The organism is Amycolatopsis sp. NPDC051716 (genome assembly GCF_040681595.1).
Lineage (GTDB): Bacteria > Actinomycetota > Actinomycetes > Mycobacteriales > Pseudonocardiaceae > Amycolatopsis.
The window spans coordinates 40,670-58,336 of the sequence record NZ_JBFAZA010000047.1 but is presented as its reverse complement, the minus strand read 5'-3'; the positions used below and the strand labels follow the sequence as shown (position 1 = coordinate 58,336).

General features: G+C 71.5%; 16 protein-coding genes, 4 tRNA genes and 1 pseudogene. 5 read left to right on the top strand and 16 right to left on the bottom strand.

What is annotated here, in order from left to right; all coding sequences use genetic code 11:
* Positions 1-25: 25 nt before the first annotated feature.
* Positions 26-1,468 (bottom strand): FAD-binding oxidoreductase, encoded by a 1,443-nt coding sequence (locus AB0M30_RS41995; protein ID WP_364596519.1) that lies wholly within the window; start codon positions 1,466-1,468, stop codon positions 26-28.
* Between the two features lie 135 nt (positions 1,469-1,603).
* On the opposite strand from AB0M30_RS41995, the gene AB0M30_RS41990 reads away from it, so the two are divergent.
* Positions 1,604-3,712, top strand: coding sequence for an elongation factor G-like protein EF-G2 (locus AB0M30_RS41990; RefSeq protein WP_364596516.1), 2,109 nt, complete (start codon positions 1,604-1,606; stop codon positions 3,710-3,712).
* A gap of 150 nt (positions 3,713-3,862) precedes the next feature.
* Here the strand turns inward: AB0M30_RS41990 and AB0M30_RS41985 are convergent, their stop codons facing one another.
* From AB0M30_RS41985 to AB0M30_RS41920, 14 genes are all read right to left on the bottom strand, one after another.
* The gene (locus AB0M30_RS41985; RefSeq protein WP_364596513.1) at positions 3,863-4,372 is read right to left on the bottom strand and encodes an XdhC family protein; all 510 of its coding nucleotides are present in this window, start codon (positions 4,370-4,372) and stop codon (positions 3,863-3,865) included.
* Between the two features lie 13 nt (positions 4,373-4,385).
* Entirely contained in the window at positions 4,386-4,655 is a 270-nt protein-coding gene (locus AB0M30_RS41980) for a hypothetical protein (protein WP_364596510.1), read from the bottom strand.
* 32 nt (positions 4,656-4,687) lie between these two features.
* Positions 4,688-4,945: a hypothetical protein gene (locus tag AB0M30_RS41975; RefSeq protein ID WP_364596507.1), complete on the bottom strand. Its 258-nt coding sequence runs from the start codon at positions 4,943-4,945 to the stop codon at positions 4,688-4,690.
* Positions 4,942-5,211 carry a hypothetical protein gene (locus tag AB0M30_RS41970; RefSeq protein WP_364596506.1) on the bottom strand — a complete coding sequence of 90 codons (270 nt, stop codon included), beginning with the start codon at positions 5,209-5,211 and terminating at the stop codon, positions 4,942-4,944. Before AB0M30_RS41970 ends, AB0M30_RS41975 begins: the two co-directional genes overlap by 4 nt.
* 1 nt (position 5,212) lies before the next feature.
* A complete protein-coding gene (locus AB0M30_RS41965; RefSeq protein WP_364596504.1) occupies positions 5,213-5,695 on the bottom strand; it encodes an NUDIX hydrolase in 483 nt (160 codons plus the stop codon).
* Positions 5,692-6,837: a glycosyltransferase family 4 protein gene (locus tag AB0M30_RS41960; protein WP_364596552.1), complete on the bottom strand. Its 1,146-nt coding sequence runs from the start codon at positions 6,835-6,837 to the stop codon at positions 5,692-5,694. Before AB0M30_RS41960 ends, AB0M30_RS41965 begins: the two co-directional genes overlap by 4 nt.
* An 18-nt stretch (positions 6,838-6,855) precedes the next feature.
* Positions 6,856-7,773: a phosphatidylinositol mannoside acyltransferase gene (locus AB0M30_RS41955; RefSeq protein WP_364596501.1), complete on the bottom strand. Its 918-nt coding sequence runs from the start codon at positions 7,771-7,773 to the stop codon at positions 6,856-6,858.
* Positions 7,770-8,396 carry a phosphatidylinositol phosphate synthase gene (gene pgsA, locus AB0M30_RS41950; RefSeq protein WP_364596499.1) on the bottom strand — a complete coding sequence of 209 codons (627 nt, stop codon included), beginning with the start codon at positions 8,394-8,396 and terminating at the stop codon, positions 7,770-7,772. Before pgsA ends, AB0M30_RS41955 begins: the two co-directional genes overlap by 4 nt.
* An 88-nt stretch (positions 8,397-8,484) precedes the next feature.
* Positions 8,485-9,006, bottom strand: a complete 522-nt coding sequence (locus tag AB0M30_RS41945) for a MarR family transcriptional regulator (protein ID WP_364596496.1) — start codon at positions 9,004-9,006, stop codon at positions 8,485-8,487.
* 86 nt (positions 9,007-9,092) lie between these two features.
* Complete coding sequence (locus AB0M30_RS41940) at positions 9,093-9,635, bottom strand: HIT domain-containing protein (protein ID WP_364596494.1); 543 nt, start codon at positions 9,633-9,635, stop codon at positions 9,093-9,095.
* Positions 9,632-11,659 carry a threonine--tRNA ligase gene (gene thrS, locus AB0M30_RS41935; RefSeq protein ID WP_364596491.1) on the bottom strand — a complete coding sequence of 676 codons (2,028 nt, stop codon included), beginning with the start codon at positions 11,657-11,659 and terminating at the stop codon, positions 9,632-9,634. The genes AB0M30_RS41940 and thrS overlap by 4 nt, the downstream gene beginning before the upstream one ends.
* Positions 11,660-11,792: 133 nt before the next feature.
* Positions 11,793-12,407 carry a malonic semialdehyde reductase gene (locus AB0M30_RS41930; RefSeq protein ID WP_103341482.1) on the bottom strand — a complete coding sequence of 205 codons (615 nt, stop codon included), beginning with the start codon at positions 12,405-12,407 and terminating at the stop codon, positions 11,793-11,795.
* A gap of 417 nt (positions 12,408-12,824) precedes the next feature.
* Positions 12,825-14,348 carry a sugar transferase gene (locus AB0M30_RS41925; RefSeq protein ID WP_364596487.1) on the bottom strand — a complete coding sequence of 508 codons (1,524 nt, stop codon included), beginning with the start codon at positions 14,346-14,348 and terminating at the stop codon, positions 12,825-12,827.
* A gap of 769 nt (positions 14,349-15,117) precedes the next feature.
* Positions 15,118-15,189, bottom strand: a tRNA-Val gene (locus AB0M30_RS41920).
* Between the two features lie 390 nt (positions 15,190-15,579).
* Between AB0M30_RS41920 and AB0M30_RS41915 the strand changes: the two genes are divergently transcribed.
* The 4 genes from AB0M30_RS41915 to AB0M30_RS41900 all read left to right on the top strand — a co-directional run bounded on the left by AB0M30_RS41915 (position 15,580) and on the right by AB0M30_RS41900 (position 16,360).
* Positions 15,580-16,005 carry an SsgA family sporulation/cell division regulator gene (locus tag AB0M30_RS41915; protein WP_013227152.1) on the top strand — a complete coding sequence of 142 codons (426 nt, stop codon included), beginning with the start codon at positions 15,580-15,582 and terminating at the stop codon, positions 16,003-16,005.
* A 112-nt stretch (positions 16,006-16,117) separates the two neighbouring features.
* A tRNA-Gly gene (locus tag AB0M30_RS41910) sits at positions 16,118-16,190 on the top strand.
* A 23-nt stretch (positions 16,191-16,213) separates the two neighbouring features.
* Positions 16,214-16,284 (top strand) — tRNA-Cys (locus AB0M30_RS41905).
* A 1-nt stretch (position 16,285) separates the two neighbouring features.
* Positions 16,286-16,360 (top strand) — tRNA-Val (locus tag AB0M30_RS41900).
* A gap of 57 nt (positions 16,361-16,417) precedes the next feature.
* On the opposite strand, the pseudogene AB0M30_RS41895 reads toward AB0M30_RS41900, so the two are convergent.
* Positions 16,418-17,571, bottom strand: a pseudogene (locus AB0M30_RS41895) (integrase).
* Positions 17,572-17,667 lie beyond the last annotated feature (96 nt).

The following is a 17,667-nucleotide window of genomic DNA, read 5'->3' as shown; positions in this document are numbered from 1 at the left end:
TCCTGCCGGCGGGATCCGGCGCAGTCTAAGACCCTCCCTTGTGGACGATCGGCCGGGGCTCGGAAAGCCCTTGCGGGAAGGCGAAAAGCCCGTGCGGATCATACTTCCGGGCGACGGCGCGCAACCGCGCCAGGTTCACCCCGTAGTACGCCCGGGCCCAGTCCGGCATCTCCGGGTCGAGGTAGTTGACGTACCCGGTGGTGCCGAACTCGGGCCCCAGCCCGTCGCGCACCGCGGCCAGCGCGCGCCGGGCTTCGGCTTCGCCGCCGTCCTCGGGCGTGGCGCCGTGCAGGAACTGGAAGCTCGCCAGGGCGGACCGGTGGGGGAAGGCGGTCTCGCGAGCGCCGACGCGGGCGATCGCGCCGCCGGCGGAGTCGATGAGCGTGCCGACGCGCGGCGCCCGGGTCAGCACCTCGACAACCGCGGCCGGGTCGGTGACGGGCCGCAGCAGCATGCGCGAAGTCCCGACGTAGGCCGCGCGCGCCGCGACCGCGCCGGGCCGGGCCTCGTGGTCGTCGAACGAGCGCATCGCGGCGAGGTGACCGGTGACCCGCGCCTCCCGTTCGGCCGGTGGCGTGCCCACGCGGCGGACGAGGTCGTCGAGCAGCACCTTCAGCCGCGCTTCGGGGCCCAGGAACGTCCCGCTGGTGACGGCGGTCGCCGCGTCGATGTTCACCCCCGACCACAGTTCGTCCGGCATTCCCGGCAGCCACTCCTGCCAGGCGGCCAGCAGCGCGGCCTGCGTGCCCGGCGGGAAGGTGAGCTTGAAGGTGCCGACGTCCGCGATGGGCACGGTCCGGAAGGTGAAGCCGGTGACGATCCCGAAGTTGCCGCCACCCCCGCCGCGCAGCGCCCAGAACAGGTCCGGCTCCGCCGCCCGCGACACCGTGCGCACCCGGCCGCCGGCGGTGACGATCCGCGCCGCCTCCAGGTGATCGCACGTCAGTCCGTGCTTCCGGTCGACCAGGCCGACGCCGCCGCCGAGGGTGAGCCCGGCGATGCCGACGGTTTCGCACGAGCCGGCCGGCAGGACCCGGCCGTGGGCGGCCAGCGTGGCCGCGATCGGTCCCAGCCGGGCGCCGGCGCCGATCGTCGCGCGGCCGTCCGGACGCACGTCGATGCCCGAAAACCGGCTCAGGTCCACCACGATGCCGCCGTCCACAGTGGAATACCCGGGATAGCTGTGCCCGCCGCTGCGCGCGGCGACCGGCAGCCGGTGCCGGGCGGCGAACCCGACCGCGGCCTGGACGTCCTCGACGCGCGCCGCGCCGACGACCGCGGCCGGCATCCGGTCGTCGTACATCGTGAAGAAGCCCTGCTTCGCTTCGGGGTAGGCCGGGTCACCGGGCCGGAACAGGGGCCCCGCGAGCCGGGCGCGGAGCCGCTCCCAGTCGTCCGGCGGGGGCCACCCCGCCAGGCCCGCCACCGGCACCGCCCCGGAAATCCGCAAGAACGCCCGCCTGTCCACGCCACCACTCCCCCGCGCCGCGCCTCCCCCGGGGGCATTCGGCTGGTCCCGGGGGCCTTGCCTTGCCGTGACCAGGGTAGCGGGTGTGTGATCGAGGACACATCTCGTCCACCAGCCGTTCGCCGAGGAGTCGTCATGGCCGACAAACAAGCCAAGAACGCCGACACCGGGGCCGCCGTCGCTGTAAACGACCCCGCCAAGGTCCGCAACGTCGTGCTCGTCGGCCCGGCCGGTTCCGGGAAGACCACCCTCGCCGAAGCCCTGCTCGCCGCCTCCGGCACGGTGCCGCGGGCGGGCTCGGTGGTCGACGGCACGACGGTGTGCGACCACGACCCGGCGGCGGTCCGCCAGCAGCGCTCGGTCGGCCTCTCGGTCGCGCCGGTGCTGCACCAGGGCCACAAGATCAACCTGATCGACACGCCCGGGTACGCGGACTTCGTCGGGGAGCTGCGGGCCGGGTTGCGGGCGGCCGACGCGGCGCTGTTCGTCGTCTCCGCCGCCGAAGGCGTGGACGCGGCGACGGTCGCGGTGTGGGAGGAGTGCGCCGCGGTCGGGATGCCGCGCGCGGTCGTCGTCTCCCGGCTCGACCACCACCGGGCCGACGCGACGGCCGAGATCGCCGCCTGCCGGGCCGCGTTCGGCGCCGGCGTGCTGCCGCTGTACCTCCCCGCGGGCGACGGCCTGGTCGGGCTGATCACCCAGCGGTACTTCGACTACTCCGGCGGGTACCCGCCGACGGTCGGCGAGCCCGCCGCGGCCGACCTGGAGGAGCTGGCCGAGGCCCGCAACGAACTGATCGAAGGGATCATCGCCGAGAGCGAGGACGAGTCCCTCATGGACCGCTACCTCGCCGGCGAGGAGATCGCGGAGGCCATCCTCATCGCCGACCTGGAGACCGCGGTCGCCCGCGGGTCCTTCCACCCCGTCATCCCGGTGTGCGCGACCAGCGGCGTCGGCCTGGCCGAGGTGCTCGACGGCATCGTCCGCGCGTTCCCCTCCCCGCTGGAGCACCGGCCCCCCGACGTCACCACGCCGGACGGCGGCGAGCACGCCGCGATCACCGCCGACCCCGCGGGCCCCCTCGCCGCGGAGGTCGTCCGGACGGCCGTGGACTCCTACGTCGGCCGGGTTTCCCTCGTCCGGGTGTTTTCCGGGACGCTCCGCCCCGAACGCCCGGTGCACGTGTCCGGGCACGGCCTCGCCGAACGCGGCCACGAAGACCACGACGCGGACGAGCGCGTCGCCCACCTGTATTCGCCGCTCGGCTCTTCCCTGCGGGAAGTGCCCTACTGCGTCGCGGGCGACCTCTGCGCGCTGACGAAGGTCGGCTCGGCCGAGACCGGTGACACCGTCTCCTCCCCCGAAGACCCGCTGCTGATGGAGCCGTGGGCGATGCCGGAACCGCTGCTGCCGGTGGCGGTCGTCGCGAAGACCCGCAGCGACGAGGACACCCTGGCCCGCAACCTTTCCCGGCTCGTCGCCGGCGACCCGACGCTGCGGCTGGACCGCAACGCCGAGACCGCCCAGCTGGTGCTGTGGTGCATGGGCGAGGCCCACGCCGACGTCGTGCTCTCGCGGCTGCGCGCGGGCGGCGCGGACGTCGACACCGAGCCGGTGAAGATCAGCCTGCGTTCGACGTTCGCCAAGCCGGCCAAGGGCCACGGGCGGCACGTGAAGCAGTCCGGCGGGCACGGCCAGTTCGCCGTCTGCGACATCGAGGTCGAGCCGCTGCCGCGCGGCGGCGGCTTCCAGTTCGTGGACAAGGTCGTCGGCGGCTCGGTGCCGCACCAGTTCATCCCGAGCGTGGAGAAGGGCGTGCGCGCCCAGCTGCAGCGCGGGCTGGCGGACGGCCACCCGGTGGTCGACGTCAAGGTCACCCTGGTCGACGGCAAGGCGCACAGCGTGGATTCCTCGGACGCGGCGTTCCAGACGGCGGGCGCGCTGGCCCTGCGCGAGGCCGCGGCGAACGGGCACATCACGATGCTCGAGCCCCTGGAGGAGGTGGCGATCCGGCTGCCGGACGAGCACCTCGGCACGGTGCTCGGCGACCTGTCGTCCCGGCGTGGCCGGGTGCTCGGCACCGAAGCGGGTGAAGGCGGCCGGACGGTGATCCGCGCGGAGGTCCCGGCGACGGAACTCCTCCGCTACCTGATCGACCTGCGCTCGATGACCTCGGGCACGGCGACGTTCACCCGCCGCCACGCCAGGTTCGAGCCCATGCCGGAGGGAATGGCGGTCCACTGACCCGTCCCGGAAGGGTCGGTCCGCGTACCCGGAGAGCCGGTTCGCGTACCTGGAGGGTCGGCCCGCGTACCTGGAGGGTCGGTTGGCGAACCGACCGTCCGAGTACGCAAACCGACCGTCCGGGTACGCGAACCGACCGTCCGGGTACGGCTACGAGGTGAAGTCGAAGCCGCCGGGGCGGTTGTTGCGGTCGGCCAGGAGGCCGGCCAGCGTGGCCAGCGCGATTTCCGGCGGGGTGCGGGAGCCGATGTTCAGCCCGACCGGGCGGTGTACCCGGGCGATGTCCGCTTCGGCGACGCCCAGCCCCTGCAAGGCGGCCACGTGCGGGCCCGGGTGACGCGGGTTGCCGAGCACGCCCACCCACCGCGGCTCCCCGGCGAGCGCCGCCTTCAGCACCGCCCCCAGCTCGGGCCGGTGGTGGTCGGTGACGACCACGTCCGCGGACGCGTCGAGCGGCGGCAGGGTCGTCTCCGCCTCGAACCCCTCGGGCACGTCCGTGCCGCGCGCGGCGTCGGGCTCGAACAGCGCCACGCGGTACCCGAGGTCCTTCGCGAACTTCAGCAGGTACCGGGACACCGGCGACGCGAACACCGCCACCAGGGTCCGCAAACCCGGATCGGCCGGAGCCGTGCCGTGGGCGACGTCGCAGGTCTCGCTCATGCCGCCCAGTGTGTCAGCCGCCGGCCTGCTCGCCCACCGTCACGCGGAACTGCCACAGGTCGGTCTTGCCCTTCACGAGCACCAGGTACCCGTCGCTCACGCGCAGCACCAGCCGGTTCTGCGGCGACGACGGCCGCGGCGGCCGGTGCTGCTTGGCGAGCAGGGCGGCGTCGCCCTCGGCGCTTTCGCGGTCGGGGTACGGCGTCGCCTCCGCGACACCCCAGCCCCGGCCGTCGCCCGCGCCGCCCTGCTCTTCGATGACCACCCACCACGTGGAACCCATGCCGGTCCGACGCGCCGGGGGCCGCCGTGGTTTCAGAGCTCTTCGAGCACGCTCAGCCGGAAGTGGAACGTCGACGTCCGGCCGTCGACGATCACCAGGTACCCGCCCGGCCCGCGCAGCACCTTCCGCGACTTCGGTGACCACGGGTAGGCGGGCTGGTACTCCCGCGCGAGCCGCAGCGCCTCGGCCTCGGCGGTCTGCTGGTCGGGGTGCGGGAACGTCTCCGACAGCGACCAGTTCCGGTTCTCGCCCATGCCGCGCTGCTCCTCGACGACCACCCACCAGCTCATGCCGGCTCCGCCACGGTCTCGCCGAGCGTCACGCGGAAGTGGAACGTCGCCGTGCGGCCGGTCGCGATCACCAGGTAGCCGTCGCCGACGCGCAGCACCTTCCGTTCCTTCACCGACGACGGGTGCACGGGCTGGTGCTCGAACGCGAGCCGCCGCGCCACCGCGTCGGCGTGCTCGCGGTCCGCACCCGCCGGCTTCGTCTTCGTGACGTTCCAAGCACGCGCGTCACCGCCGCCGCGCTGCTCCTCGACGACCACCCACCACATCTCAGACCTCCGGCTCCGCGAATTCGAAGTACTCCGGCAGCGGCGCGGTCCCGGCGAGGCGGAAATACCGCACCTTCCGCCGCCGCCGCAGGCGCAGCGTGTCGCGGACGGCGTCGTTGTGGACGCGGCGGGCGATCACCACCCGGTGCTCGGCGTCGGTGAGTTCCTCGGCCAGCTCGGCCGGCAGGCCCGTCCGGTCGACGCGGCCCAGCTGCAGCGTCAGCTCGTTCTCCGCGGCTTCGCGCTCGGGCCGGGGCGCGGCTTCGGCGCGTTCGGCCGACGTCCGCAGGCCCGTGTCGCCCAGCACCAGAGCGACCGCCCGCGCCACCACCGCCCGGCGCGCCAGCGCCGAGTCCAGCGCGGCCCAGCCGGCGTCCGTGCGGACGTGCAGGCGGTCGAGCCGGTTCGCCGTCGCCACCAGGAAGAGCCCACCGAGCACGACGATCGCCGCCAGCACCGGGAGCAGCCAGCCGAGCACGCTCACCGGGCGAGCTCCCGCTCCGGCGCCGCGACCCGCCGGGGGTCGGCGGCGACGGCCGTCTCGTAGACCCGCAGCACCTGCGTGGCCACCACCGACCAGTCGTACATCGTGACGCGCTCCCCCGCCGCCGCGGCCAGCGACGCCCGGCGCGCCGGGTCGCCGAGCAGCTCGCGCAGCCCGTCCGCGAGCGCGGCCGGGTCACCGGTCTCGACGAGTTGGCCGGCGCGGCCGTCGTCGAGCACCCGCCGGAACGAGTCGAGCCCGCTGGCCAGCACCGGGGTCCCGGCCGCCATCGCCTCGGTGAGGATCATCCCGAAGCTCTCGCCGCCGGTGTTGGGCGCGCAGTAGACGTCGACGCTGCGCAGCGCCTGGGCCTTCACGTGGTCGTCGGCCTGGCCCAGCAGCTCCAGGTGCGGGGCCAGCTCCGGCCCGGCGTCGCGGCGCAGCTGGTCTTCGTCGCCGCGGCCGACCACGACCAGCCGCAGGTCCTCGAACTCCGGAAGGAGCCGCCGCAGCGCCTCCAGCAGCACGCCCATGCCCTTGCGCGGCTCGCCGAACCGGCCGACGAACCCGACCGTGCCGCCGGCCCGCGGGTAGCCCGGCAGCGGCAGCGCCGAGGAGAAGAACTCGACGTCGACGCCGTTGGGGATCTCCACGGCGTCACCGCCAGCGTGCTCGACCTGGACCCGGCGGGCCAGCGCGGACACCGCGATCCGGGCGGTGATCTTCTCCAGCAGCGGCCGCAGCACGGGCTGGAACGCCGACAACGTGCGCGAGCGGGTCGTCGCGGTGTGGAACGTCGCCACGATCGGCCCGTCCGCGATGAGCAACGCCAGCAGGGACAGACTCGGCGCGGCGGGCTCGTGCAGGTGCAGGACGTCGAAGTCGCCGTCACGGATCCAGCGCCGGACCCGCGCGTAGGACACCGGGCCGAACTGCAGCCGCGCGACCGAGCCGTTGTACCGGATGCCCAGCGCCTTGCCCGCCGGGTGCACGAACTCCGGGAGTTCGGCGTCTTCGTCGGCCGGTGCCAGCACCGAGACCTGGTGCCCGCGGGCGAGCAGTGCCTTCGTCAGGTCGATCACGTGCCCCTGGACCCCGCCGGGCACGTCGAACGAGTAGGGGCACACGATCCCGACCCGCATCGGCCGCGTGGCCACCGCTCAGCTCGCTTCTTCGAGGCTGACCCGCTCGGCGGCCTCGAGGTCGGCGGGCCAGAACTTCTGCACCATGTGCCAGTCGGCCGGGTGCGCGGCGATGTCGCCGGCGAAGATGTCGGCCAGTGCCTGGGTGGCCGCCGGCACCTCGGCCCGCGCGGTGACGCGGATGCGCGGGTGCAGCCGGATCTGCCAGCCGTCCTCGGTGAACCAGCAGCCGGCCGGGATCAGCGCCGCGCCGGTCGTCGCGGCCAGCCGGGCCGGGCCGCCGGGCAGCCGGGCGGGCTCGCCGAAGAACTTCACCGGGATGCCGCTGGTGGTGAGGTCGCGGTCGCCGACCAGGCAGACGGCCTTGTTCTCGCGCAGGCGTTTCAGCAGCACGCGCATCGCCGAGCTGTCGCCGGTGAGCGGCACGATCTCGAAGCCGAGCGACTCCCGGTACTCGACGAACCGGCGGTAGAGCGACTCGGGCTTGAGGCGTTCGGCGACGGTCGTGAAGCCACCGAGGTAGTCGGCCAGCCACACGCCGGCGACGTCCCAGTTGCCGCTATGCGGCAGGGCCATCACCGCGCCGTTGCCCTCGGCCAGCGCCGCGTCGAGGTTCTCCACGCCGGTGATCGAGGCCGCGACCTTGGCGCTGACCTCCTTGTGGTCCATCGACGGCAGCCGGAACGTCTCGTGCCAGTACCGCGCGTACGAGCGCATCGCGCGCCGCGTCAGCTCGTCGAGCTCGGCCGGATCGGCCTGGGGCACCACCCGGGCGAGGTTCGCGCGCAGCTGCCGCACGCCCCCGCCGTCCCGGCGGACGGCCAGGTCGGCGCCGAGCGAGAAGACCGTGCCGCCGAACCCGGGGGGCAGCCAGCCGGCCAGCCGCCAGCCCGCCGCGTAGCCGAACACGCTCAGCCGCTCGGTCACGCCGCTCATGCCCGTGGCTCCCCGGCGGCGGCCTCGCGGGCCGCCTTCGCCACGGCCGCGAAGCGCTGCAGCAGCGTGACGACCGATCCGGCGGCGAGCAGCCAGAGCGTCACGTCCACGGTGTACGGGATGCCGAAGCCGTGCAGGCCGGTGCCGACCAGCGCGATGATCAGCCGCTCGGCGCGCTCGACGAGCCCGCCGTCGACCGGCAGGCCGGAGGCGTCGGCCCGGGCCTTGACGTAGGAGATGACCTGGGCGAGGACCAGGCACAGCAGCGCCGCGGCGGCGGCCGGGTGGTTGTCGTCGACGACGAAGCACCACCAGGCGATGGCGGCGAACAGCGCGCCGTCCACCAGCCTGTCGCAGGTCGCGTCGAGCACCGCGCCGAACGGGGTGCCGTAGCCCCGGGCGCGAGCCATGGCGCCGTCGAGGATGTCGAGCATCGCGAAGCCCCACACCGTGAAGGTGCCCCACAAGAGGTGGTCGTTCGGGAAGAAGACCAGCGCGCAGACCACCGCGCCGGCGGTGCCGAACACGGTCATGGCGTTCGGGGTCAGCCCGGCGCGGACCAGCGCCTGGCCGATCGGATCGGTGACGCGGGAGACGGAGGCACGCGCGAAGATATTGAGCATCGGTTCGTCGAGGCACCTGGCTACGAGGGTCGGGTGGGCGAATGCAGCCTATCCACCCACCTCGGCCGTCCTGACGCGCCGCCCCGGGTCAGCCCGATTTCGTGAGCTCGCCCTCGTGCTCCCGCGCCTCTTCGGCGGCCGCCGCCGCGGCGCACTTCGGCGACAGCTGACGCCGGATGGCCGCGCTGATCTCGCCGAGCGCCGTGACCTGCTCCGTCGTCAGCGGGTCGAACAGGCTCTCCCGGACGGCTTCGACGTGCCCGGGCGCGGCCGCTTCGAGCGCTGCGAAACCGTCGTCGGTCAGCACCGCCCAGGCCCCGCGCTTGTCGGTCGGGCAGGCCTCGCGCCGGACCCACCCGGTCGCCTCCAGCCGCGCGACAGCGTGCGAAAGGCGGCTGCGGGACGCTTGCCGGGCGTCGGCGAGCTCGCTCATCCGCAGCCGGCGGCCGGGCGCTTCGGAGAGGGCGACGAGGACTTCGTAATAGGTGTGCGGCATGCCCGAGTCGTGCTGCAGCTGAGCCTCGAGGTGCGCGCTGAGCATGCGGGTGGCCGCGTTGAACTCACGCCAGACGCGCTGTTCGTCGTCGCTGAGCCATCGGGTTCCGGACATAACCCCATCATACTCTCGGTTGAACACTCAATCAGGAGTTTTCGCCGGTCGGAGCCACGATGGTCCGGACGAGTGCGGGCCGGGTGTCACCAAGCGTCGGCGAGCAGGTCCCTCGTCTCCCCCAGCAGCTGCGGGAGCACCTTCGTCTGGCCGATGATCGGCATGAAGTTGGCGTCCCCGCCCCACCGCGGCACCAGGTGCTGGTGCAGGTGCGCGGCGATGCCCGCCCCCGCGATGACGCCCTGGTTCAGGCCGATGTTGAAGCCGTGCGCACCGGAGGCCGCGCGGATCACCTTCATCGCGTGCTGCGTGAACTCCGCGACCTCGCGCGTCTCCTCGACGGTGAGGTCGGTGTAGTCCGCGACGTGCCGGTACGGCACCACCATCAGGTGCCCCGGGTTGTACGGGTACAGGTTCAGCACCGCGAACACTAGGTCGCCGCGGGCGACGATCAGGCCGGTTTTGTCGTCCAGCGAAGGGATCCGGCAGAACGGGCAGCCGGTGTCCTCGTCGCCGTCCGGCTTGTCCTGGCCCTTGATGTAGGCCATCCGGTGCGGGGTCCAGAGGCGCTGGAAGGCGTCCTGGACCCCGATGCCCTGCTGCTCGACGAACTCGGGACCCTCGCTCACCGAACGATCGTCTCCAGCGCCTCGGCCGACGGCGACGCGTTCTCGCGGCGCTCGACCCACTCCGCGATCGCCTCGACCGCCTTCGCCACCGGCACGCCGTTGATCTGGCCGCCGTCGCGGAAGCGGAACGACACCGCGCCCGCCTCGGCGTCCTTGGCGCCGGCCAGCAGCATGAACGGCACCTTCTGCGTGGTGTGCGTGCGGATCTTCTTCTGCATCCGGTCGTCGCTCGCGTCGACCTCGGCGCGGATCCCCTTGGCGCGCAACGCCTTCTCGACGTCCTGCAGGTACCCGACCTGGTCGGCGGTGATCGGGATGCCGACCACCTGCACCGGCGACAGCCACGCCGGGAAGGCACCCGCGTAGTGCTCGGTGAGCACGCCGAAGAAGCGCTCGATCGAGCCGAACAGCGCGCGGTGGATCATCACCGGGCGCTGGCGCGAGCCGTCGGAGGCGGTGTACTCGAGCTCGAACCGCTTGTTCTGGTTGAAGTCCAGCTGGATGGTCGACATCTGCCAGGTGCGGCCGATGGCGTCCTTGGCCTGCACCGAGATCTTCGGGCCGTAGAAGGCCGCGCCGCCCGGGTCCGGGACCAGCTCGAGGCCGGAGTCGACGGCGGCCTGCCGCAGCGTCTCGGTGGCCTCCTCCCACTCCCAGTCCTCGCCGATGAACTTGTCGGAGTCCCCGCGGGTGGACAGCTCGAGGTAGAAGTCGGAGAGGCCGTAGTCGGCCAGCAGGTCGAGGACGAACTTGAGCAGCGACCGCAGCTCGCCCGGCATCTGCTCCTTGGTGCAGTAGATGTGCGAGTCGTCCATCGTCAGCCCGCGCACGCGGGTGAGGCCGTGCACCACGCCGGACTTCTCGTAGCGGTAGACCGTGCCGAATTCGAACAGCCGCAGCGGCAGCTCGCGGTAGGACCGCCCGCGCGAGCGGAAGATCAGGTTGTGCATCGGGCAGTTCATGGCCTTGAGGTAGTAGTTCTCCTCGTCGAACTGCACCGGCGGGAACATCGTGTCCGCGTAGTAGGGCAGGTGGCCGGAGGTGTGGAACAGCTCGCCCTTGCTGATGTGCGGGGTGTTCACGAACTCGTAGCCGGCCTCCTCGTGGCGGCGGCGCGAGTAGTTCTCCAGCTCACGGCGGATGATGCCGCCCTTGGGGTGGAACACCGGCAGGCCGGAACCGATCTCCTCGGGGAAGGAGAACAGGTCCAGCTCGGCGCCGAGCTTGCGGTGGTCGCGGCGCTCGGCCTCGGCGATGCGCTCGAGGTAGGCGTCCTGCGCCTCCGCCGACTCCCACGCCGTGCCGTAGATCCGCTGCAGCTGCGGGTTCTTTTCGCTACCGCGCCAGTACGCGGCGGCGACGCGGGTGAGCTTGAACGCCGGGATGAACTTCGTGGTCGGCACGTGCGGGCCGCGGCAGAGGTCACTCCAGACACGTTCCTTGGTGCGCGGGTCGAGATTGTCGTAGATGGTGAGTTCGCCCTCGCCGACCTCCATCACCTCGGAGGTGTCCACTTCGGACTTGAGGTCGACGAGCTCGAGCTTGAACGGCTCGTCCGCGAGTTCTTTTTTAGCCTCGTCGACGGAGTCGAAAACGCGCCGCGAGAACTGCTGGGCGCCCTTCACGATCTGCTTCATGCGCTTTTCGAGCGCCTGCAGGTCCTCGGGGGTGAACGGCTTGTCGACCGCGAAGTCGTAGTAGAAACCGTCCTTGACCGGCGGGCCGATGCCCAGCTTGGCGTCCGGGAACTGCTGCTGCACGGCTTGGGCGAGCACGTGTGCCGCCGAGTGGCGGATGACGCTGCGGCCGTCCTCGGTGTTCGCGGCGACCGGCTCGACCTCGGCGTCGGCTTCGGGCGCCCAAGCGAGGTCGCGCAGCTTGCCGTCGGCGTCGCGGACCACGACGATCGTGCCCTCGCCCTTGGTCGGCAGACCGGCTTCGCGGACCGCCGCGCCCGCCGTAGTGCCCGCCGGTACCACCACACGGGAGGCGGCCACGGGGGAAACGGGGGGCGACTGGGACACGATCGGCTCCTCGAGCTGGAGTGACAGAGATGACGCCGTCGATGCTAGTCGGCTGCGCTCGCGCGCCTCACGCGCGTGGCGCGAACGCCGGACCGGCCGCCTCCCCCTGCGGAAGCGGCCGGTCCGGTGGTGCTCAGAGGGTCTCGACGACCTGGTCGAAGTCCAGCCGCGGCAGGCGGTCGAACCACGGGTTTTCACCCGGCTTGCCGACGTTGACGACGACCAGCGAGCGCCACTTCTTGTCCGCGAAGAACTCGTCGTCGACGCCCTGGGCGTCGAAGCCGGTCATCGGGCCGGCGGCCAGCCCGGCGGCGCGGACGCCGATGATGAAGTAGCCGACCTGCAGCAGCGAGTTCAGCTTCGAGAACTCGACGCGGCCCTGCTCGTCGGCGAAGTTGTCCTTCACCTGCGGGGCGTGCGGGAACACCTGCGGGATGTTTTCGTGGAAGTCGACGTCCGCGGCGAGCACGACGGTCAGCGGCGCGGCTTCGGTCTTGTCCCGGTTGCCCGGGGCCATGTGCGGGAGCAGGCGGGCCTTCGCCTCGGCCGTCCGGAGCACCAGCGCGCGCAGCGGCTGGGTGTTCATCGACGTCGGGGCCCACTTGACGAGGTCGTAGATCGCGCGGACCTGCTCCTCGGTCACCGGCTCGGAGCTGAAACTGTTGGCCGTGCGGGCCTCGCGGAACAGCAGGTTCTGCACGTCCGCGGGGAGCTGGAGGGCCTCGGTCTGCTCGGCAAAGGTGGTCATGGGGCTGTGCTTCCTTCCGTTGGGTCGGTACCCCGTGCAACCATGTTGAGCGTTGAACTATTTCAGGCTCAACTATTTCGCGGCGGTGAGCTGGACCACAAGCGACGCGGGATCACCGGGCGCGAGAAGAGGTCACCCGACCGGGTTACGGACGTCTCCTCGGGTGCCGGTAACCCGGGCGGACGGCGGCAGCCGGAGTGGCCCGGCCGGAGCGCGCCGGCGCGGCGAACAGCGCACCGGGGTGGCCTGACGGCCCGGCTCGTGCGGATCGACGTCTTCGGCCGGTAGCGCGGTGCAGCCGAACCGGCGGCTCCAGGGGGTGCGCGTCTCCGGGAAGTCCCGGAAACGGACACGGCCGCCGGCTCCCCGCGGTGGGAGCCGGCGGCCGTGGTGCGCGGCGCGCGGTGTGCGGACGGGTCAGTAGGCGCCCTGGCCGCCCATCACCGCGCGGAAGGTCTTCCAGAGGATCACCAGGTCCAGGGCGAGCGACCAGTCCTCGACGTAGCGCAGGTCCAGCCGGATGCTCTCGGCCCACGTGAGGTCGCTGCGCCCGCTGACCTGCCAGAGGCCGGTGAGGCCCGGCTTGACGAGCAGCCGGCGACGGGCGTCCGGCGGGTACTGCTCGGTTTCCTCCGGCAGCGGCGGCCGCGGGCCGACGAGCGACATCCTCCCGGACACGACGTTGAACAGCTGCGGCACCTCGTCGAGCGAATACCGCCGCAGGAAACCACCCACGCGGGTGATACGCGGGTCGCGCTTCATCTTGAAGAGCGGGCCCGCGCCTTCGTTGTCCGCCGCAAGGGTCTGCTTGATCGCGTCGGCGTTGGTGACCATCGTCCGGAACTTGAGCATCGTGAACGTCGCGCCGTCGCGGCCGACGCGGCGCTGGCGGTAGATCACCGGGCCGCGGTCGTTCAGCTTGATGGCGACCGCGATGACGAGCAGCAGCGGGGACAGCAGGGTGAGCAGGAAGGCCGAGCCGCAGCGGTCGACGATCTCCTTGACCACGCGACGGCCGCCGGTGAACATCGGCGCGGTGACCCGCAACAGGGGCATGCCGAGCACGCCGGTGACGTTGAGCCGGGGCCCGGCGACCTCCATCAGCACGGGCGCCACGACCATCTCGGCGCCGGTGCCCTCCATGTCCCACGCCAGCCGCTGCAGCCGTTTCGGCGTCCAGTACTGGTCGGCGGTGATCGCCACCACCCGGTAGCCGCCGCGCCGGACGTGCCGGGACAGCTCTTCCAGCCGCCCGACCACCGGGACGCCGTCGATCTCGCCGCTGTCGCGGTCTTCGCCGTGGCCGCTGAACGTGCAGGCGGCCTCGACGCGCCAGCCGACGTGCACTTCCGAGCGGGTGCGGGCGATCAGGTCGGCGACGGTTTCCGGGCTGCCCGCGGCCATCACGGGCAGCAGGCAGAGTCCCTTGGCGCGCTTGCGGTGCAGGACCTGGCGCAGCAGGTAGCGCTGCGGGAAGGCGACCAGGGCGATGGCCGGAACCACCACGAACACCCAGACCTGGACCTCGAGCGCGCCGAACAGCAGGCCGCCCAGCGCGACCAGGACGGCCGCGGTGATGAAGCCGCGGCCGAGCGTGCGGTACTCCTCCGCGCCTTCGCCGAGCACCCGCGGGCTCCACGCCCGGCTGGCGGGCAGCGAGACGAACACCGCGAGCATGGTGCCGAAGGCGTGCATGTCGTGCGGGGCAACGCGATCGATGACGAACGCGCTGATCGCGATCACCAGCAGCGTGATGAACACATCGCTGCCGATGACCCAGGCTCTGTACCGCGCTTCCCAGGCCGCGGGCCACGCCTTGGCGGACGGGCCCCCGCTGTCGCCGGGGTGGTCGCCTCGCTTGGCGGGACGCGGGATGGCCTGGAGGTCGATGTGCGGCGGTGGCTGGCTCACCGTGTACGAAGGCCGCACCGACTCTTCCATCTGACCTCCCGGGAACTGGATCGAGTTGAGCCGCGGGCACGCAGCGTCACCGGAGATAACTTCGGAGAGTCACTGCCTATTCGTGGTCGCGCAGAGCCCGCGGAGGCTTCACACGGCAAGTTATCGGCGACTCTCTCGGCAGTGTTACAAGGGATTTCCAGCCACATGCTGCGTGACATCCCCGCCAGAAAATGGCCGGAAGATAACGAGATGAAGACGATGCGCGAGAGGGCGTATCCCCTTGAAAACTACGTTCTGTAGCGAACAGGGTGATGCCCGCACCCGGGTGGACCAAGCTGGGCCGAACGGCCCAGCGGGCGTTTTCGGAATCTACAGTGGACACTGCGGGCGCCGGGTGGTCCACAGTGGACCAGCCGGGATCGGCGGTGGCCGGCGCGCGGGTCCGGCGGCCACCGACGGTGACATTCATCGCCACGCCGTCACGCGCGCCGGTTCTGTCACACGTCGTCCTCGCGCGGCCTCAGGACGGCGCGACGTGCCGAGGATCACATCCGGCCTCCCACGGGTGGCGTTCGACAAAAAACCGCCGCGGCGGCAGGCTTCGAAGGCAGTTCCGGCGAGCCCCGGCGGCGGGGGCGCGAACCGCTCTCGTGAGCTGATACGGATGATCCGAACGGATCGTTCACTCCGCTTCGGCGGACGACGGACTCGGCCGCGGAAATGCGGGCCGACCTCGGGGCCCGATCGCCGGAGGCAGCAAAAGAGCCCCGCCGCCTCTTCGGCGAACAGGGCTCTCTCGACTCTCGCGTGGGCGATACTGGGATCGAACCAGTGACCTCTTCGGTGTGAACGAAGCGCTCTCCCGCTGAGCTAATCGCCCGCTCGCGGTGTTGCCGTCGACTTTAGCGTACGACTTTCAGGCGCCTGCAAACGGGTGGTCCTCGGCGACCACACTCCGCTTACCGGTGAGTACGGAACGCACAACCCCGAGCTAGCCAGGGTTGTCCGGCCGGGGGGCCGCCTGACGCCACGTTCGACATCCGTGCGACGGTGCTATCGCCCGGCGACTAAACCGCGCAGTATGGAGGCGTGGGCTCCGCGGGGCGCGCCGGTCAGTTGCGCGCCGCGGGTGGTCACGGGTGAGGACGGGAGCCGAAGCGCCCGGACGGGTGATCTGCGGCGCACCCGCGACGGAATCGGCCTCCTCATGCGTCCAAGTGGTGACGCCCTCGGCCGGGCCGGGCCGGGAAGGGAGACGAAGGGTAGGACGATGCGCAACGATCACGTGACGCTCCGCTCGACGGCGGTCTTCGACCTGCTGGCGCCGCGGACTCCCGCGGTTCCGGTGAAGGTGGAGCTGCGCTACGACACACGCGACCCGTACGCGGTGGTAGCCGCCTTCCGCACCGGCCGCGCCGGCTGGGTCGAGTGGGTCTACGCCCGCGACCTCCTCGCGGACGGCCTCCTGGCCGACGCGGGTGACGGCGACGTCCGCATCCGCCCCTCCGTCGAGGACCCCGAAGCCGTCCTGATCGAGCTGAACTCGCCGTCCGGGCACGCCATGTTCGAGGCGTCCGCCCAGGAGCTGGCCGACTTCCTCGACCGGACGTACGACGTGGTGCTGCCGGGCAACGAGCACCTCTGGGTCGACGTCGACGACGCGCTCACCCACCTCATCCCGCACGATCTGGCCTGATGACGGCCCCGCAACGGCGGAGTGACACCCCGGTGTCGAACCCGCTTCCGGGGTCCGATATGGTTTTCCCACACCACGGCGACGGGGGAACAACCTCCCGGAGCTGCGGAATGCGGATGTAGCGCAGCTGGTAGCGCATCACCTTGCCAAGGTGAGGGTCGCGGGTTCGAATCCCGTCATCCGCTCGGTAGGCTCTCGAGCCTGTCACGGTGGAGTGGCCGAGAGGCGAGGCAACGGCCTGCAAAGCCGTGTACACGGGTTCGAATCCCGTCTCCACCTCGCGCGATTAGCTCAGCGGGAGAGCGCTTCCCTGACACGGAAGAGGTCACTGGTTCAATCCCAGTATCGCGCACCACATGTTTTCGCAGGTCAGAAGCCCTGTCCCTCCCCGGAGGGGCGGGGCTTCTCCTCGTCAGATGGCGATGGGCCCCGGGCCGGGTTCCAGGCCCCGCCGGGACCGCAGGTGGGGGAACCAGGACATCAGCTTCGCCCGCTCGCCCGGGTACGGGGACGCCAGGGACCGCAGCCAGCGCTCCTCCAGGACGTCCCGGATCTGGTTCACCATCGCCGGGGTCACGTGGTCGTAGACCCGCGCGATGCCCTTCATCTTCTGCCCCAGCCCGAGCCCGGCGCGCGACCTCCGGGACTCCGTCCTCGGTCAGCCAGGTGCTGTGAGTGTGGCGGCCTTCGTAGAACGTGAACGTCGGCAAAATCGGCGGGCGCCGCTCCCTGCTCCAGGGTCGTCGAGTTCGACGCCGTCCCATGCCGGCCGCCAGAACCGGATGCGGAAGTTCGACCGCCGCCACGGATGCCCCTCCGGAGTACACAGCACGAACGGCTCCCGGTGGCTGTCCATCAACTCCTCGTACAGCACCGCAATCCCCGGGGGGGCAACGCGACGAACCTCGTGCCCGCAGGCGTCTTGGTCCGCCCCTTCTTCGGCCTGGAGTTCCCATCACTCTTCCGGCCTCCTTTGTAGACCTTCCCGCCCACCTCCTTCAGCGGCGTCCGGATCTCGATGCCGCGCTTCTCGGCGTCGTACTCATGCCGCTGCTGCCCGACAAGTTCACCCCAAGGGGCGCCGGTGTAGACATCCATCAGGCACAACACGAACCCCGACCTCCCCAGGCCCATCTCGTAGAGCCGCATCGCGGCCCTCAATACCTGGGCCGGGGTGGCCACCAGCCGCTCGGTGTCGAACTCGCCGTTGGACACGCGGACGCCGTTGCACGGGTCGGCCGGGATCATCCGGGCACGGACAGCAGCGTTGAGGACGGTGGAGAACAACGCGAAATACGACGACATCGACGACTCGGCGTAATCCTCGTGCAACTCCGAGAGCCACCGCTCGATCTCGACATAACCGTTGAAGATCGCGATCAACGGCCACGCCCGCCACTGCGGCAACAGCTGGTTGTCGAGAAACGACCGGTACTTCGCGATCGTGTTCAGCTCCAGCCGCGGCTCGATAGCCCCCAGGCACTCCTCGGCGAAGTCACCGAATCGGGTCTCGCCATCGCGCGGGTCCAGCCACAGGTTCCGCCGGATCAAGGCTTCCTGCTTCAGCCCCCAGTCCTCGGCGGCCTTCTCCGTCGGGAACCCCGACTTGCTCCCCCACGTCCCATCGGGCCGTTTGTAGCGCGCCCGCCACTCACCGGACCC

Bases quoted from the DNA above. Each gene is read 5' to 3' on its own strand.
- AB0M30_RS41990 (WP_364596516.1), top strand. From the start codon at position 1,604: ATGGCCGACAAACAAGCCAAGAACGCCGACACCGGGGCCGCCGTCGCT.
- AB0M30_RS41985 (WP_364596513.1), bottom strand. From the start codon at position 4,372: ATGAGCGAGACCTGCGACGTCGCCCACGGCACGGCTCCGGCCGATCCG.
- AB0M30_RS41980 (WP_364596510.1), bottom strand. From the start codon at position 4,655: ATGGGTTCCACGTGGTGGGTGGTCATCGAAGAGCAGGGCGGCGCGGGC.
- AB0M30_RS41975 (WP_364596507.1), bottom strand. From the start codon at position 4,945: ATGAGCTGGTGGGTGGTCGTCGAGGAGCAGCGCGGCATGGGCGAGAAC.
- AB0M30_RS41970 (WP_364596506.1), bottom strand. From the start codon at position 5,211: ATGTGGTGGGTGGTCGTCGAGGAGCAGCGCGGCGGCGGTGACGCGCGT.
- AB0M30_RS41960 (WP_364596552.1), bottom strand. From the start codon at position 6,837: ATGCGGGTCGGGATCGTGTGCCCCTACTCGTTCGACGTGCCCGGCGGG.
- AB0M30_RS41955 (WP_364596501.1), bottom strand. From the start codon at position 7,773: ATGAGCGGCGTGACCGAGCGGCTGAGCGTGTTCGGCTACGCGGCGGGC.
- pgsA (WP_364596499.1), bottom strand. From the start codon at position 8,396: ATGCTCAATATCTTCGCGCGTGCCTCCGTCTCCCGCGTCACCGATCCG.
- AB0M30_RS41945 (WP_364596496.1), bottom strand. From the start codon at position 9,006: ATGTCCGGAACCCGATGGCTCAGCGACGACGAACAGCGCGTCTGGCGT.
- AB0M30_RS41930 (WP_103341482.1), bottom strand. From the start codon at position 12,407: ATGACCACCTTTGCCGAGCAGACCGAGGCCCTCCAGCTCCCCGCGGAC.
- AB0M30_RS41925 (WP_364596487.1), bottom strand. From the start codon at position 14,348: ATGGAAGAGTCGGTGCGGCCTTCGTACACGGTGAGCCAGCCACCGCCG.
- AB0M30_RS41915 (WP_013227152.1), top strand. From the start codon at position 15,580: ATGCGCAACGATCACGTGACGCTCCGCTCGACGGCGGTCTTCGACCTG.